General features: G+C 32.5%; 13 protein-coding genes and 2 riboswitches. Of the genes, 10 read left to right on the forward strand and 3 right to left on the reverse strand.

Annotated elements, in window-relative coordinates; genetic code table 11:
* Positions 1-208 precede the first annotated feature (208 nt).
* Entirely contained in the window at positions 209-1,684 is a 1,476-nt protein-coding gene (locus NSU06_RS01345; RefSeq protein ID WP_049382138.1) for an alkaline phosphatase, read from the reverse strand.
* A gap of 208 nt (positions 1,685-1,892) precedes the next feature.
* Positions 1,893-1,993: riboswitch (SAM riboswitch) on the forward strand.
* A gap of 71 nt (positions 1,994-2,064) precedes the next feature.
* Here NSU06_RS01345 and NSU06_RS01350 point away from each other — a divergent pair.
* From NSU06_RS01350 to NSU06_RS01380, 7 genes are all read left to right on the forward strand, one after another.
* Entirely contained in the window at positions 2,065-2,238 is a 174-nt protein-coding gene (locus tag NSU06_RS01350) for a hypothetical protein (protein ID WP_179108710.1), read from the forward strand.
* A 168-nt stretch (positions 2,239-2,406) separates the two neighbouring features.
* A complete protein-coding gene (locus tag NSU06_RS01355; protein WP_002454770.1) occupies positions 2,407-2,574 on the forward strand; it encodes a hypothetical protein in 168 nt (55 codons plus the stop codon).
* 12 nt (positions 2,575-2,586) lie between these two features.
* Complete coding sequence (locus tag NSU06_RS01360) at positions 2,587-3,252, forward strand: response regulator transcription factor (RefSeq protein ID WP_049334816.1); 666 nt, start codon at positions 2,587-2,589, stop codon at positions 3,250-3,252.
* Positions 3,253-3,257: 5 nt separating this feature from the next.
* Entirely contained in the window at positions 3,258-4,154 is an 897-nt protein-coding gene (locus NSU06_RS01365; protein ID WP_002488276.1) for a sensor histidine kinase, read from the forward strand.
* Positions 4,155-4,285: 131 nt separating this feature from the next.
* Positions 4,286-5,035 carry an ABC transporter ATP-binding protein gene (locus tag NSU06_RS01370; RefSeq protein ID WP_002449305.1) on the forward strand — a complete coding sequence of 250 codons (750 nt, stop codon included), beginning with the start codon at positions 4,286-4,288 and terminating at the stop codon, positions 5,033-5,035.
* Position 5,036: 1 nt separating this feature from the next.
* The gene (locus tag NSU06_RS01375) at positions 5,037-6,992 is read left to right on the forward strand and encodes an ABC transporter permease (RefSeq protein ID WP_340779158.1); all 1,956 of its coding nucleotides are present in this window, start codon (positions 5,037-5,039) and stop codon (positions 6,990-6,992) included.
* A 92-nt stretch (positions 6,993-7,084) separates the two neighbouring features.
* Complete coding sequence (locus NSU06_RS01380; RefSeq protein WP_150885551.1) at positions 7,085-7,849, forward strand: DUF4064 domain-containing protein; 765 nt, start codon at positions 7,085-7,087, stop codon at positions 7,847-7,849.
* Positions 7,850-7,944: 95 nt separating this feature from the next.
* Here the strand turns inward: NSU06_RS01380 and NSU06_RS01385 are convergent, their stop codons facing one another.
* On the reverse strand, positions 7,945-9,237 hold the full coding sequence (locus tag NSU06_RS01385) for an LLM class flavin-dependent oxidoreductase (protein ID WP_340779165.1): 1,293 nt from the start codon (positions 9,235-9,237) through the stop codon (positions 7,945-7,947).
* Positions 9,238-9,300: 63 nt separating this feature from the next.
* Positions 9,301-10,050, reverse strand: a complete 750-nt coding sequence (locus tag NSU06_RS01390) for a 3-oxoacyl-ACP reductase (protein WP_049382134.1) — start codon at positions 10,048-10,050, stop codon at positions 9,301-9,303.
* A 123-nt stretch (positions 10,051-10,173) separates the two neighbouring features.
* Positions 10,174-10,275: riboswitch (TPP riboswitch) on the reverse strand.
* A gap of 285 nt (positions 10,276-10,560) precedes the next feature.
* Between NSU06_RS01390 and NSU06_RS01395 the strand changes: the two genes are divergently transcribed.
* The 3 genes from NSU06_RS01395 to NSU06_RS01405 all read left to right on the forward strand — a co-directional run bounded on the left by NSU06_RS01395 (position 10,561) and on the right by NSU06_RS01405 (position 14,549).
* On the forward strand, positions 10,561-12,153 hold the full coding sequence (locus NSU06_RS01395) for a solute:sodium symporter family transporter (RefSeq protein ID WP_017175459.1): 1,593 nt from the start codon (positions 10,561-10,563) through the stop codon (positions 12,151-12,153).
* 90 nt (positions 12,154-12,243) lie between these two features.
* Positions 12,244-13,446, forward strand: coding sequence for a 5,10-methylene-tetrahydrofolate dehydrogenase (locus NSU06_RS01400; protein WP_037541500.1), 1,203 nt, complete (start codon positions 12,244-12,246; stop codon positions 13,444-13,446).
* Positions 13,443-14,549: a hypothetical protein gene (locus NSU06_RS01405; protein ID WP_049419648.1), complete on the forward strand. Its 1,107-nt coding sequence runs from the start codon at positions 13,443-13,445 to the stop codon at positions 14,547-14,549. The genes NSU06_RS01400 and NSU06_RS01405 overlap by 4 nt, the downstream gene beginning before the upstream one ends.
* Positions 14,550-14,716: the final 167 nt, after the last annotated feature.

Consider the following 14,716-nt stretch of genomic DNA (forward strand, 5'->3'; position numbering starts at 1 on the left):
CATAATTGAAAAAGATATCAAAAGAGACCTTGATATACTAGTATTAGGCTCTATTCCAATAAAGATAGCCTAAATGAGATAAAATAAAAAATTAAATAATGATGTAATAAAAGCACTTTAGCAGTTTTACTTGCTAAAGTGCTTTTTTTCTGACCATAAAACAAGACGCTCTTTAATTATAGAGAACGTCTTATCTATGAGCTCAATACTATTGTTGATTTTGGTTAGACGTGACATCTTGACCAAAGAAGTCGAAGATATTTTTCGCACTATCTGTGTTATCAATGTTACCACGGAATTTATCAGCACCTGGGCCATATGCGTAAGTATTTACGTCTTCACCAGTATGACCATATGTTGTCCAACCAGTATGAGATTCGTCATTAATTGGTTTTTGGATGGCGTCTTGTAATGTTGTTGTTGCTTCTGCAATTTTTGGATCATCTTCATTTTTAGCTTTATCTTTAATGTCTTTTAGTTCTTTCGCTGCATCTTTAACTTTATCTAATTGTTTTTTAGGGAAGTCGACACCATAACCTTCATTGATCACTGTTTCAGGGTCTTTACCTTTAGCAATTTGTTCAGTCATGTAACTGCCAGAATGTTTCATTTTATGAATAGCGTCTGGATTCCATACATAATCTTTGCCTTTAGCTATGGATAAACCACCAGTTGAGTGGTCAGCAGTTGCGACAACTAATGTATCTTTATGATTTTTTGCATAGTCGATAGCGTTTTGGAATGCTTTATCGAAACCGCTCATTTCTGACATAACGCCAGTGATATCGTTAGGGTGTCCTGATTTATCAATTGAAGCACCTTCAACCATTAAGAAGAATCCTTTATCATTTTTTTCTAATTTAGATAATGCGCTATCTTCCATATCTGCTAATAGTGGATTTTGTTGTGGTGCATCAATTTGTAAAGGCATATTTTTTTCAGCGAATAATCCTAATACTTGATCATTTTTAGAGTTAGCTAAGTCAGTTTTATTGGTTACATAGTCGTAACCATCTTTTTGGAATTTCTCAGTTAAATTACCATTTTCTTTACCGAAGTATTTAGAGCCCCCACCTAAGATAACGTCTACTTTATGTTGGCCATTAATTTTATCATTATAAAATTGTTGTGCAATTTCATCTTTTTTATCACGATCATCTACATGTGCCGCATACACAGCTGGGGTTGCATCAGTGACTTCTGCTGTTGTCACTAAACCAGTTGATTTACCTTGTTCTTTAGCATATTCTAATACTGATTTTAAAGGTTTTTTATCATTATCTACAGAGATTGAACCATTATATGTTTTATGACCTGTAGCGAAAGCTGTACCACCTGCAGCTGAGTCAGTTACATTTTCTTTAGGATCATTAGGGTTAGTACGGTTAGTCCCTTTTAAATATTTATCAAAAGCAGTTTGATCTAATTCTTTGGTATTAGGATTATCTGCATAATAACGGTAAGCTGAATTATAAGAAGGACCCATACCATCTCCAACCATGAAAATCACATTTTTAGGATTTTTAGTGTTACCGATGGCCATGTAATCGCCATCTTGACCTTGTTGACCTTGAGCACCTTGTCCAGCACCAGATGCGAATGACACATGTGTTGTACCTAATACTGAAGCAGCTAGAATTGAAGTTGCTACTGTGGTTTTTCCAAATTTATTGATGAAACTCATTATTAAAAAAGCCCCCTAATATGTAAAATATAGATTACTTACGTCTTTATATTAAGAAACTTTATTTGATTTGAAGTAAGTATTTAGTAAACTTTAGTTTAAGGTATTGTAAAAAATTATTAACTTATCATATTCTATGATTTGATAAATTAATTTAATATAAAGAATTGAAAATATATGTTATAATAGTATTAAATAAAATAGTTTGATCTTATTAAGAGTAAGTGGAGGGAATTGGCCCTATGAAACTTCAGCAACTGCGCTTTGCGTGAGGTGCTACATCCAACAGGATTTCCTGAAAGATAAGAAGATGTCGACAAGCGCTTCTTATTTAAGGAGGGCTATTTTATTTACCCAAATTAAAAAAAGGTGGTAAACATATGACAACATTACAAGAACTATTTAAAGAATTAGATAATTGGGAACAGCACAGTCCTAAAAGTTGGGCAGGAAGTATGGGAAGAACAGCAAAAATCAATGATATCCAAAGACAAATTAAAGAAGCAATTACCATAGAAGATATTAGAAAGTATATTTTAAATAAAGAAGATTAAAAGTAAAAGAAGTATAGGAGTGAGATGGTGTATTCAAAATGAATTCGAATCTCGCTCCTTATTTTTTTATGAAACAGTCAATCTCGAACATATTCAATTTAAAGAAAAAGCGTTAAAATAAAGTTAAAGAAATCATGTCATGAATAAATATATAGAGGTGAATCAATAATGATATTCGTAATGTTATCTCCTTTACTGATAATTGTATTTATCGCATTATCTATTATGGAAGAAAGAAAACGTAAGAAAGAAACGAAACATAAAGAAAATAAATTTGAACAAGAAAAAAATAAAATGTCTAATCCTAATGACAATAATGATCATGACGCAAAATAAAGGATGAAAAAAATGAAAGTATTGATTGTCGAAGATGATGTCGTCATTGCAGAAAGTCTAGGGAATGAACTCTCACATTGGAACTATGAAGTGAGTATTGCTAAGCAGTTTGGTAATATTCTTGAAGAATTTAAAACTGTAGAACCTGAACTTGTGTTATTAGATATTAATTTACCTACATTTAATGGTTATCATTGGTGCCAAGAGATACGTAAAGTATCTAATGTCCCAATTATTTTCATTAGTTCGCGTACTGACAATATGGATCAAATTATGGCAATTCAAATGGGGGGAGATGACTTTATTGAAAAGCCATTTAATTTGTCACTTACTATAGCGAAAATTCAAGCATTGCTACGTAGAACATATGATTTAACGGTTTCAAATAATGAGATGACTGTTAAAGGGTGTAAACTCGTTGTTGATGAAGCCACACTATACTACAACAATGACTCTGTACAACTTTCGTTTACTGAACTACAAATTTTGAATAAATTATTTCAAAATGAAGGGAAATATGTCAATCGTACAGCAATTATTGAAAAATGTTGGGAATCAGAGAATTTTATTGATGATAATACGTTAGCAGTAAATATGACACGCCTACGTAAAAAGCTGCAATCTATCGGTATTGTTGATTTCATTGAGACAAAGAAAAATGTAGGATATAAGGTGTAAATAGTATGTTAAAAGCGTTTATAAAATCGATACGTCATCAAATGATGATAGTAGCTTTATTTTTATTACTTTTCTTGGTGATTTTTTTTCTTTTTAATTTGCCTTTCAATGCCTTCTTTCTAGGTATGGCAATTATTCTTTTCATAATGATTATTTTTTGGTTGATTCAACTTAGTGGATTTCAAGAAGCAGTGTCTTTAAAAGAAGAAGTTGCTGACTTAGAAGATGAATTACAACGTGTAAAAAATGAACAAGCTGCATACCAAGTCAACGTTGAGAACTATTTTTTAACATGGGTGCATCAAATGAAGACACCTATTACCGCTTCAAAACTCCTTCTAGAAAGAAATGAAGATAATGTAGTAAATCGTGTGCGTCAAGAAATTATACAAATTGATAACTATACGAGTCTTGCACTCAGCTATTTAAAATTGATGAATCAAGAAACGGATATGTCCTTTTCAAAAGTGACCATTAACGATCTCGTTAAACCGCTTATTATGAAATATTCGATTCAATTCATCGATCAAAAAACAACTATTCATTACACACGTTGTGAAGATGAAGTACTGACTGATGTTCAATGGTGTACGATCATGATAGAACAAATTCTTAATAATGCTTTGAAATATGCAAGAGGTAAAGATATTTGGATTACGTTTAACAACGAAAATCATGTGCTATCTATACGAGATAACGGTGTAGGAATTAGTAAAGCCGATCTTCCCAAAATTTTCGATAAAGGGTACTCAGGCTATAACGGAAGACTTCATCAACATTCAAGTGGCATCGGATTATTTATTGTTAAACATATATCGGCACATTTACATCATAAAGTAGAAGTATCTTCAACGCTCCATGAAGGAACTACATTTGACATACATTTCCCAGAAAATAATTAAACTTTCAATAATGTAAGGATAGCTAGTAACATTTTTAAGAAATGATTAATGTTACTGGTTTCTTTTTGTTTTATGATAGAAGTAAGTGATAAATTAAAGAGTTTAATAAAAAGAAAGGAAGCATGGATATCATGTTGTTAGACGTGAATAATGTAAAAAAAATATTTGGAAGAGGCCTGAATGCTACGACCGCATTAAATGGCATTTCATTTAATGTGGATAGGGGTGAATTTGTAGCGATTATGGGTGAATCTGGATCTGGGAAGTCCACTTTACTTAATTTAATTGCAACTTATGATAAAGCTACTGAAGGTACGATAACGATTGACGCGCAAAATATCCGTCAATTGCGTAATAAAGAAATCGCTTATTTCCGTCGAGACCATTTAGGTTTTGTTTTTCAGGATTTTAACATTTTACCGACGATGACAAATAAAGATAATATCTTAATGCCACTTGTACTTGCGAATCGCTCACATCAAACGATGCGTCATCGTCTTTATCGCTTAAGTTATCAGTTACATATTGAACCACTTCTTAATAAATATCCTTTTGAAATATCAGGAGGAGAACAACAACGCGTGGCTATCTGTCGAGCACTGATTAATGAACCAGATTTGTTACTCGCAGATGAGCCTACAGGTGCACTTGATTCTAAAACTTCTAAAACGATTATGGAACTATTTAGAGACATTAATAAAAATGAGCAAACCATTTTAATGGTGACACATTCGGCTGTAGATGCTTCCTATGCCAAACGTATTTTATTCATTAAAGATGGCCGTTTATATCATGAAATTTATCGTGGGGAGGAACTACAATCAGAGTTTCAAAAACGTATTGCTGATAGTTTAGCAATGCTTCACGAAAGTGGTGATTAAAATGACTTTTCGCTTGGTTTGGACGTTAGTCATTCAGAATTTTAAGACACAGCGTCATATTATAATTCCATTTATTCTAGTCATCAGTACATTATTTGGTATTGAATTTATTTTATTATCCTTAAACATGAATACGTCGCTTCATAAGCATAGTGATGTTATTCCAGTTTTTATTAGTATAGGAAATTTTTTTATGTGTCTATTTGGACTCCTTTTTATTCTTTATGCTAATCGTTTTATTATGCGACGTCGTCAAAAAGAGCTTGCCATGAATATGATTTTGGGTATGGAAAAAAAGCATTTTAGGTTAATGCTGTTTATAGAAGGAATATATCAATATATTATCATTGGATGTCTGAGTATTATAGGTGGTTATTTATTTGGTGCATTAACTTATATGTCGTTAAATAGAATATTAGGTTATACACATGTAACTTTAAAAAAATATCCATTTGATATAAGTGCAATGAGATACACCTTATTGATGTTAGCAATAATGATGCTATTTTTATTTATTGTCAACAATATAAAAATCACATTTCAAAGTCCTATTAAGTTAATACAACAACAACATCCAACGGAAAAACAATGGTCCAAACCTTTACTCTATATCTTATTGATTGTTGGGATCATAACTGTTGTTGACAGTTATATGATTGCCTTAAAAGATACACTCATTTTGGTTTCATTACGTAATATTTTTATTGCCCTTATTTTAGTGACAATAGGAACGTATTGCTTATTTATATCATTGAGTGTCTTAGTGATAGATTGGCTTCAAAGGGTTCCGAGTATTTATTATCGACCTAAATATTTTTTTACTATTTCTGGTTTACGTTCAAGAATGAATTCTAATTCTATTGGTTTGGCTAGTTTAACCATGCTATGTACTTTTCTTATTGTGACTCTAGGAATGAGCGTCGCTACATATCGTAGTGTAGACCAACGTGCGAATCATTTAATGCCAACACAATATCGTATTGAATTGAGTGGAGATGTGCATCATAGTACTACGAGCAAACATAAAGTACGTCAGCTAGAAAATGAGATTAAGAGACATGCTGATGTTGATGCTTTCAGGGAATATACAAGTGGAAGTGTTGCAGTCACTTATAAGAAGGGTTCATTTGTAAAGCGAGATAATGAAAACAGTCCATTAGATTTAAATAGTATATATTTAATTGTAATGAATCAGAAAGATTACAATACAATCAATCATACGCACCTGCGACTTAAACATAATGAAATGGGAATATTAGCGAATCATTTCATATTTCAAAAGTTAGACCATATCAAATTAATGAATCAAACATTTAAAACAAATCAGTTAAAGGGAGATCATTTTTCATTTCCATTTCCAGGAGCAGTCACGCTTGTTACTCATAATGTAAATCAACAACGTCAATTGATTTATTATTATCAAACAACAGCAAATATTAACTCATACATTGCTTTTAATCTTAAAACACATGATACACAGTCCATAGATCATATTAATTCTAAATTGATGAAACAATATGATATTCAAATTGATAAAAAAGATGAATTAAATAAGGAAATGTTTGATATTTATGGTGGTCTCATTTTTGTTGGCACTATTGTTTCTTTAGTCTTAATGATTGGCACATTTACGATGATGTATTATAAGAATATTGCTGAGGGATATGAAGATCGAAAAAACTATCGAATTATGCGTCAAGTAGGTTTAGAAGAAGAACGAATTAAATCTGTTATTAATGACCAAGTAGTTATTATTTTTACTTTACCTATTATAATATCTATGATACATGTACTATGTGCTTCTAAAATGATTTATACTTTGCTTGGTATTTTAGATGTTAATGATATAAAATTATTTTTAACAACTTATATCGGTGTCTTAGTGTTTGTAATGATAATCTATGCTTTGATGTATGTAATGACGTCTCGTGTATATTATCGTCTCATTCATCGTTGATATATTAGTAAAAAGAAATCCTCATTCTTATATATAAATGAGTGTAAGACTTTAGACAGTAGGGTATAAGGATAAAAAAAGGAGGCGGAATAATGGCGAAACAATATGATGATGCAACAATTAGAAATAGTAACAATAACATTAAACGTACTGGTGAACACGTTCTTACTTGGATAGGTGTTGCGATTCAAGCATTAGTTGCAATTATGTTTTTAATGATTAAACCATTTATTGGTAATGCTGATTTTAAAGAACAAATTATTAATGAAACACAAAAGCAAGGCAATGAGGTTTCTATAACAGAAATAAATAATGGTATGGATGCATTAGGTGGTTTATTTAATTTCTTTACATGGGGCGCGTTCATCCCATTAATTCTTGCAATTATTGGCGGTATTTTAATTAATAAAAAACCTAAACTTGCAGGTATCTTATTAATTATTGCAGGTATTTTAGCGATTGCTACAAACTGGATCAGTTTAATTTTATGGTTAATTGCAGGTATTATGTTACTTGTTCGTAAACCTAAGCATGACATGTATGGCAATGCTGATTATAATGATCATCATAAAAGAGACCATTATGATGTAAATGCAAATAACAATGCATTCATTTTGAATGAAGAAGAAGAAAGACAACAACAACGTTATATTAAAGATCATTATTCAAATAAAGATCAAGCAGCGGACAATAATAATGAAAGAGAGCACGATACACACGTAAATGATTCAAATGATGACGACTATCGTGATCAACGTTATTCAAATCATAAAACGAATAAACGAAGTAATGACTTTATTCAAGATGAAGCAAGAAAGCTTCAAGAAGAAAAAGATAACGATCCATACAAATATTAATAATATGATATATAAAAGCGATGGTATTCCTAAGTTAATACCATCGCTTTTTACGTTAATTTCTACTATATGGTTTGGATAAAATATATTAGACATTAAATTAAATCTAAGTGTTCTCTTAGTGTAGAACCTTTATACTGATGTCGATATAAACCACGACGTTGTAATTCAGGTACAATGAGTGTAACTACGTCGTTTAAACTATCTGGTAAAGAAGGTGGCATTAAGTTAAATCCATCTGCAACACCTGCATTAAACCAGCGTTCCATTTCATCTACAATTTCTTTTGGCGTACCTATGAGTGTCAGATGTCCACCACCCGCATTAAGGTAACTTAGCAGTTCTCTTACAGTAGGTTGCTTATCTTGAATAATTTCTAAGATGGTTTCATATCGACCGACGGGACCGTTAAACTCTTCTAAAGAAGGTAGTTTAGGCACAGGAGCATCTAATTCCCACTGACTACAGTCTTGTTGAATGAAAAAACTGAGTTGCTTTAAAGCGGCTTTGATAGGAAGTCGTTGATCAAGTTTTGCTTTCTTTTTCAATGCTTCTTCATGTGTATGACCTACATAAGTGACTAGTCCAGGAAAGACTTTAATATAACGCTTGTGGTCATGTTGTGCCATTTCACTATCTAAGCGCTCGCGATAACGTTTTGCTTGCTTCATATTCCAAGAAACAGAATATACTGCATCTGCATATTTTGTAGCTAATGCAATACCTTGTTTAGATGCACCTGCTTGCATCGCCACAGGTTTTCCTTGAATGCTACTTGGTGTTGTTAATGGTCCATGAACTTGAAAATATTTGCCATTGTGGTGAAGCGGTTTGATATTGCGATTTATCATTGTATGATGATGCCGATTTGGTTTGAAATCTTCAGTATGCCAAGAATCAAACAATCCATTCATGACTTGAGCAAACTCTTCTGCTTTCTTATAGCGTTCATCATGATTGGGTAGATGGTCCATGCTGTGATTTTGAGCTTCGGCATCTGTCATGGAAGTGACTAAATTCCATCCCACTCGTCCACCACTAATATGATCTAAACTAAGTAACTGACGTGCTGCAGTGAATGGATTAGAAAATGTACTTGAAATGGTAGGAACTAATCCAACATGTTGTGTGACTTGAGATATAGCAGTTAAGTTAATCAGTGGATCAAACCAAAAACTTGGCATAGAAGTATAGCTAGGGATAAAAGACTGATTATCTGCGAAAAAGACTACATCTAACAACCCTTTTTCAGATAACTGAGCTAATTCTTGATAGTATTGAATATCACCGATACGTTCAATACTTGAATTGGGAAGTTGCCAAGCAGCTTGATGATGACCACATCCATAGATTAATATACCGAGATGAAGTTGATGTTGATGGGTCAATTTAATTTCTCACTCCAATGTTCATTTTATTTCTATTCTAAGATAAGGAAGACCAGTTATATATTAATTCATGGTTAAACCACCATCGACAGTAATATTTTGACCAGTCATACCATCTGCTGCTTCGCTACTTAAATAAGCAACCATATTAGCAACATCTTGTGGGGTAGTCACTTTACGTAATGGCGTAGTCTGTGCAATTAAATCAAAAACGTCTGGTGTAGTGACAGCACTAGCATCAGTTGTTTTAAGCAATCCTCCTGACACTACATTAGCAGTAATACCATATTGCCCTAATTCGGCTGCAACATTACGCGTGAATCCAATCAATCCAGCTTTAGCTGTTGTGTATTCATGATATGGGACAACGGGATGTTGATACAAATTTGTGCCAATGCTTACAATGGCACCAGAACCACGTTCTATAAATTGCGGAATGACACTTTGAGTAACATTAAAAGCGCCTTTTAGGGTACCATCAATTTGTTGTTGATAGTCTTCCCATGCTAAGTCTTTAAATGCCTTTTGCGCATTAGGATCGAATTTAAAATTAACTAATGCGTTATTGACCACAACGTCAATTTTTCCAAAATGATGTGTTGCCTCATTAACTAAACGATCAACTTCATCACGTTGTGTGACATCTGCTTGAATTGCGATAGCTTTGTCACCAAGCTCCTTTGCAAGTGCCTCAGCCGCTTCACGACTTTGATTGTAATTAATGATTACTTCAAATCCTTGTGTAGCTAATGTTTTTGCAATGACCGCACCTAAACCACGGCTACTTCCCGTTACTAATACTGTTCTCGTCATAAAGATCGTGCCTCCATTTACTTCATTTACAGCGAAAAAATATGCAACCTTCACATTAGGAAAGTTGCATTAAAATAGATCTATCATTATTGAGAACAGTTTGACACATCTCAACAGGTCATCTTATTTTATACGACACTTTCCTACGCTAGTATAAGCTAGTTCAGGTTCAAAGGGTTTGAGGTTACACCTCATCTCAGTTTTAAAACACCCCTAGTGCATATGATTTAACTATAGTTTCACTTTATGCCTTCTATTATCAGAAGTCAAGCGCTTCCATTAAAGAATATATTGATTACTTTTTTATTTGAATATAAAAATAAAAATTTATATAATTTATTTTTATAATAATTTTCAATTATATGATTGAAAATCAGATATACCGTGGTTAAAATAGAAGTTACACTAAATAGGTGCTTTATAGGATAAGTAATAAACAGTTTAACGTTGAATGAAGATTTAACGTTTTTATTTTTTGCAAATAAAATATTGAGGAGAGCGACACGTATTATGAATTGGCTAGCAATTATTTTATTTTTAGCCGTTGTTATGGGGGTCAGTCTTTATGCGTTCTGGCGTTCAAAAAAAATAAAGACTGATAGTGCAGATGGCTATTTTATGGGAGGCAATAGTTTAACAGGATTTACGATTGCCTCAACGATTATTATGACTAACCTATCTACAGAACAAATTGTAGGGCAGAATGGTCAAAGTTATGGTAAGGGTATGGAAGTGATGGCTTGGGAAGTCACAGCTGCTGTAGCAGTTGTCTTACTTGCATGGATATTCTTACCAAAATATTTAAGGTACGGTGTGGATACCATTTCTGAATTACTTGAAATGCGTTATGGTACCTTTACTAAACGTTTCGTTTCTATATTATTTATTTTCACTTATGTTGTATCATTTTTACCAGTTGTCTTATATTCTGGTTCATTAGTATTTAATAAAATGTTTAGTATTGGGGAATACTTAGGAGTAAGTGATGCCACAGCAACGATTATTATTGCATTTGTCATTGGTGCAGTAGGTGTTATCTACTTATTCATCGGTGGTTTGTCACTGAGCGCATTTAGTGATTCAATCTATGGTGTCGGATTAATTATAGGTGGTTTGATTATTACAATTTTAGGTTTACATCATTTAGGTGATGGGAATTTTGTAAAAGGATTCGACCACATGGTCCAACGTACGCCTGAAAAACTAAACGCTTTTGGGGCCATTGATTCAGATGTTGTTCCATGGCCAACATTATTCTTTGGTATGTTCTTTAATAATTTATTCTTTTGGTGTGCGAACCAAATGATTGTACAAAAAGCCTTAGCTGGTAAGAATTTAAAAGAAGCACAAAAAGGTGCGATATATTTAAGTTTATTCAAGGTATTTGGTCCTATTTTTACAGTGATTCCTGGTGTTATTGCATATAATTATTTCAATGGGGGTATAACATCTAATGATAATGCTTATCCTGCATTGATTCAGGCGATTTTACCTGATTGGGGCTATGGTTTATTCGGAGCAGTTATTTTTGGAGCCATATTAAGTTCATTTGTTGGATCATTAAACAGTACAACAACACTCTTTACTTTAGACTTTTATAAACCTATTTTTGGTAAGCGTGCTTCAGATCAACATATTGCACGTGTCGGTCATATCGCGACAGTTGTGATTGGCATTATTGTAGTAGGTATATCTCCACTTATTGCCCTTTTCCCAAGTGGATTATATGCGATTGTGCAACAGTTCAATGGTGTATATAGTATGCCAGTACTTGCATTGGTCTTAGTTGCATTTTATTCTAAGCACACATCTAAACTAGGCGCTAAAGTAGCTTTAGTTACACACATTGTGTTATATGCTGCAATTAGTTTTATGGTGCCACAATTAAATTATTTATATACTTTTAGTTTTATGTTCTTTATTGATTTAGCTATTATACTTGTCTTTAATAAATTTAAACCTTCCAATACGTTTGACTTAAATACTAATAAAGCTAAAGTGGATCTTACACCTTGGAAATATCGTTATATTACAGGCGGTATTGTTCTAGGTTTAGTAGTACTTGCTTACATTATCTTTTCACCACTTGTACTTGCTAAATAATCATTTATAAATAGGTGTACGTTTGAAAAGAGTAGACTTTTTCGACGTACACCTTACTTTATATATTTATAAAGAAAGGAAGATAACACAATGCACAAAATCGGTTTGATACCTTCACCGGGTGTATCTCATAAACACGTAGAAGCTGTTATTCCAGATGTAAAAGAACAGCTGAATCAACGTGTGAATGATCAACAAGAATGGGTATTTCAGCTCCACGTTGATTTAATGATTGGCTCAGCTGAAGATGTACATGAAAGTATTGATAAAGCGGCAAAAATGAAAGAGAAACATGATTGGGATTTTGTTGTATGTATTACAGATTTACCAAGTATTTCTGGAAATAAAGTAGTGATTAGTGATTTTAATAATGATAAACAAGTAGCGATGCTATCTTTACCTTCATTAGGTTGGATAGACCTACGACGAAAATTAAGAAATAGTTTAACTTCTATTATTGAACAATTGTATTATTCAACTTCAAGAGTGGCTCCCAAGATTCATCCTCTTATACATCCTAAAGCAGTAGAACCAAATGAAGATGAAACGCCAAAGCAACGTTATATTCATCGATGGTTTATTCTCAGTTGGATTCAACTTATTTTAGGGTTAACACGAGCAAATGAACCATGGAAAAATATTTTTAATTTCAAAAAGATTATTTCAGTTGCTTTTGCAACTGGGACTTATGTATCGATTTTCTCCATGCCTTGGGAGCTGAGTATACAGTACTCCATAATAAGATTTATTATACTTATGCTTATTGCTATCCTAGGTATGACAGGCTGGTTACTCTATGCACATCAATTGATTGAACGTAAAACGGCTAAGTCACAGCGTGTGTATCGCTATATTTATAATTTTACTACCGTATTCACATTATTTATTATTACACTTTTAAATTATATTATTTTATATCTTTTATTAGCGATAAGTGTATCATTGTTTGTTCCACCAAGTTTATTTAATCAATGGACCAGCGCACATCCTCATTTTACATTTATAAATTATGTAAAATTAGTATGGTTTGTATCTTCACTAGGTTTACTTGCTGGGGCAATGGGGTCTACTGTAGAGAATGAAGAGAAAATCCGTCAGATTACTTATTCGTATCGACAATATCATCGTTATAAAGAAGCAGAACAAGAGAAGAAAGAAAAAGAACAAGCTCAATCATCTTCTCATGATGCATCAAATCAACAAGTTGAAGAAAGTGCATCCAATAAACAAAATAATGATAATCAACAAGATGAACATAAAAAACAAGATCATAGAGAGGAGGAAACAACATGAGTGAAGAAAAATTAATTGGTCTCGTTGTGGCGCCAGGAGTGACAGAGAAATTAGCACAAAGTTTAATTAATGACATACCCAATATATTATCAGAACAAGATAATCATCAACGTGACTGGCAAGTTGATCTCGTGGTGGATCCTCTTACTGGTTTTGCGGAAAGTGTGGAAGAAATATTCAAAAAAATTCAAGATTATCATAATAAAAGAGAATGGGATTATGTTGTAGGAATTACAGACTTACCTATGTTCTATCATCAAAACGTACTTGCTTTAGATATTAATAAAAAAAATGGCGCTGCAATATTTTCATATCCTGCATTTGGATGGCGTCCTGTAAAGAATCGCTTTAAACATGCTATCGTAACCATTATTAATGAACTTCATTATTCTGAAAGAGCGCATATAGGTTATGATGACAATAATAGGGTTAAGAAAGAAATCAATAAACAATTTCCTTTTTCACGTATTGAGAAAACAGAAGTACATTTAAAAGAAACAGGAAACAATCATTTAAGATATTTATCAAATTCACGCAGTCTTGGAATGATACGACTTGTCAGTGGGATGACCTTTGCGAATAACCCACTGAATATGATGGCAAGTTTAAGTAATATTGTAGCGATTGCTTTTACGACAGGTGCATTCGGATTGATTTTTTCAACCATGTGGAATATGGGTCTTGATTTTTCTGTATGGCGATTATTTGGAATTTCCATCATGGCAATTTTAGGTATGCTCGTTTGGATAATGGTATCCCATGGTTTATGGGAATCTACAAAAGAAGCTAAGCATAAAAGAATTGTAATGTTATATAATTTAACAACTATCATGACTTTATTTATAGCCATTGTTATATATTATATGATTTTATATTCATTATTCTTAATAGCAGAGCTGGTTTTATTACCTCCAGGATTCTTAGGACAACAAGTAGGTTTAAAAGGACCAGCCAGTGTTCAACTTTATTTAAGTATTCCTTGGTTTGCAACCTCAATATCTACTGTTGCAGGAGCAATAGGTGCAGGTTTGCTTAATGATCAATTAATTAAAGAAAGCACATATGGTTACCGTCAAAAAGTACGTTATGAAAAGAATAACTAATTAGTAATAATGAAGTGAGAAACACTTCATTATTATTTTTTTATATAATATAATAAATTTATAGAAAACACCTTTAAAGTCATTTAAAATAATGAATAAATATAAGTGTGAATGGATTAAACTAAGACACAGACAACCTACAACACGAACAGAATTATGTGCATCAT

The sequence above is a fragment of the Staphylococcus sp. FSL W8-1270 genome (assembly GCF_038007165.1).
GTDB lineage: Bacteria > Bacillota > Bacilli > Staphylococcales > Staphylococcaceae > Staphylococcus > Staphylococcus hominis.

Bases quoted from the DNA above. Each gene is read 5' to 3' on its own strand.
- NSU06_RS01355 (WP_002454770.1), top strand. From the start codon at position 2,407: ATGATATTCGTAATGTTATCTCCTTTACTGATAATTGTATTTATCGCA.
- NSU06_RS01390 (WP_049382134.1), bottom strand. From the start codon at position 10,050: ATGACGAGAACAGTATTAGTAACGGGAAGTAGCCGTGGTTTAGGTGCG.
- NSU06_RS01365 (WP_002488276.1), top strand. From the start codon at position 3,258: ATGTTAAAAGCGTTTATAAAATCGATACGTCATCAAATGATGATAGTA.
- NSU06_RS01345 (WP_049382138.1), bottom strand. From the start codon at position 1,684: ATGAGTTTCATCAATAAATTTGGAAAAACCACAGTAGCAACTTCAATT.
- NSU06_RS01375 (WP_340779158.1), top strand. From the start codon at position 5,037: ATGACTTTTCGCTTGGTTTGGACGTTAGTCATTCAGAATTTTAAGACA.
- NSU06_RS01400 (WP_037541500.1), top strand. From the start codon at position 12,244: ATGCACAAAATCGGTTTGATACCTTCACCGGGTGTATCTCATAAACAC.
- NSU06_RS01350 (WP_179108710.1), top strand. From the start codon at position 2,065: ATGACAACATTACAAGAACTATTTAAAGAATTAGATAATTGGGAACAG.
- NSU06_RS01395 (WP_017175459.1), top strand. From the start codon at position 10,561: ATGAATTGGCTAGCAATTATTTTATTTTTAGCCGTTGTTATGGGGGTC.
- NSU06_RS01370 (WP_002449305.1), top strand. From the start codon at position 4,286: ATGTTGTTAGACGTGAATAATGTAAAAAAAATATTTGGAAGAGGCCTG.
- NSU06_RS01380 (WP_150885551.1), top strand. From the start codon at position 7,085: ATGGCGAAACAATATGATGATGCAACAATTAGAAATAGTAACAATAAC.
- NSU06_RS01360 (WP_049334816.1), top strand. From the start codon at position 2,587: ATGAAAGTATTGATTGTCGAAGATGATGTCGTCATTGCAGAAAGTCTA.
- NSU06_RS01405 (WP_049419648.1), top strand. From the start codon at position 13,443: ATGAGTGAAGAAAAATTAATTGGTCTCGTTGTGGCGCCAGGAGTGACA.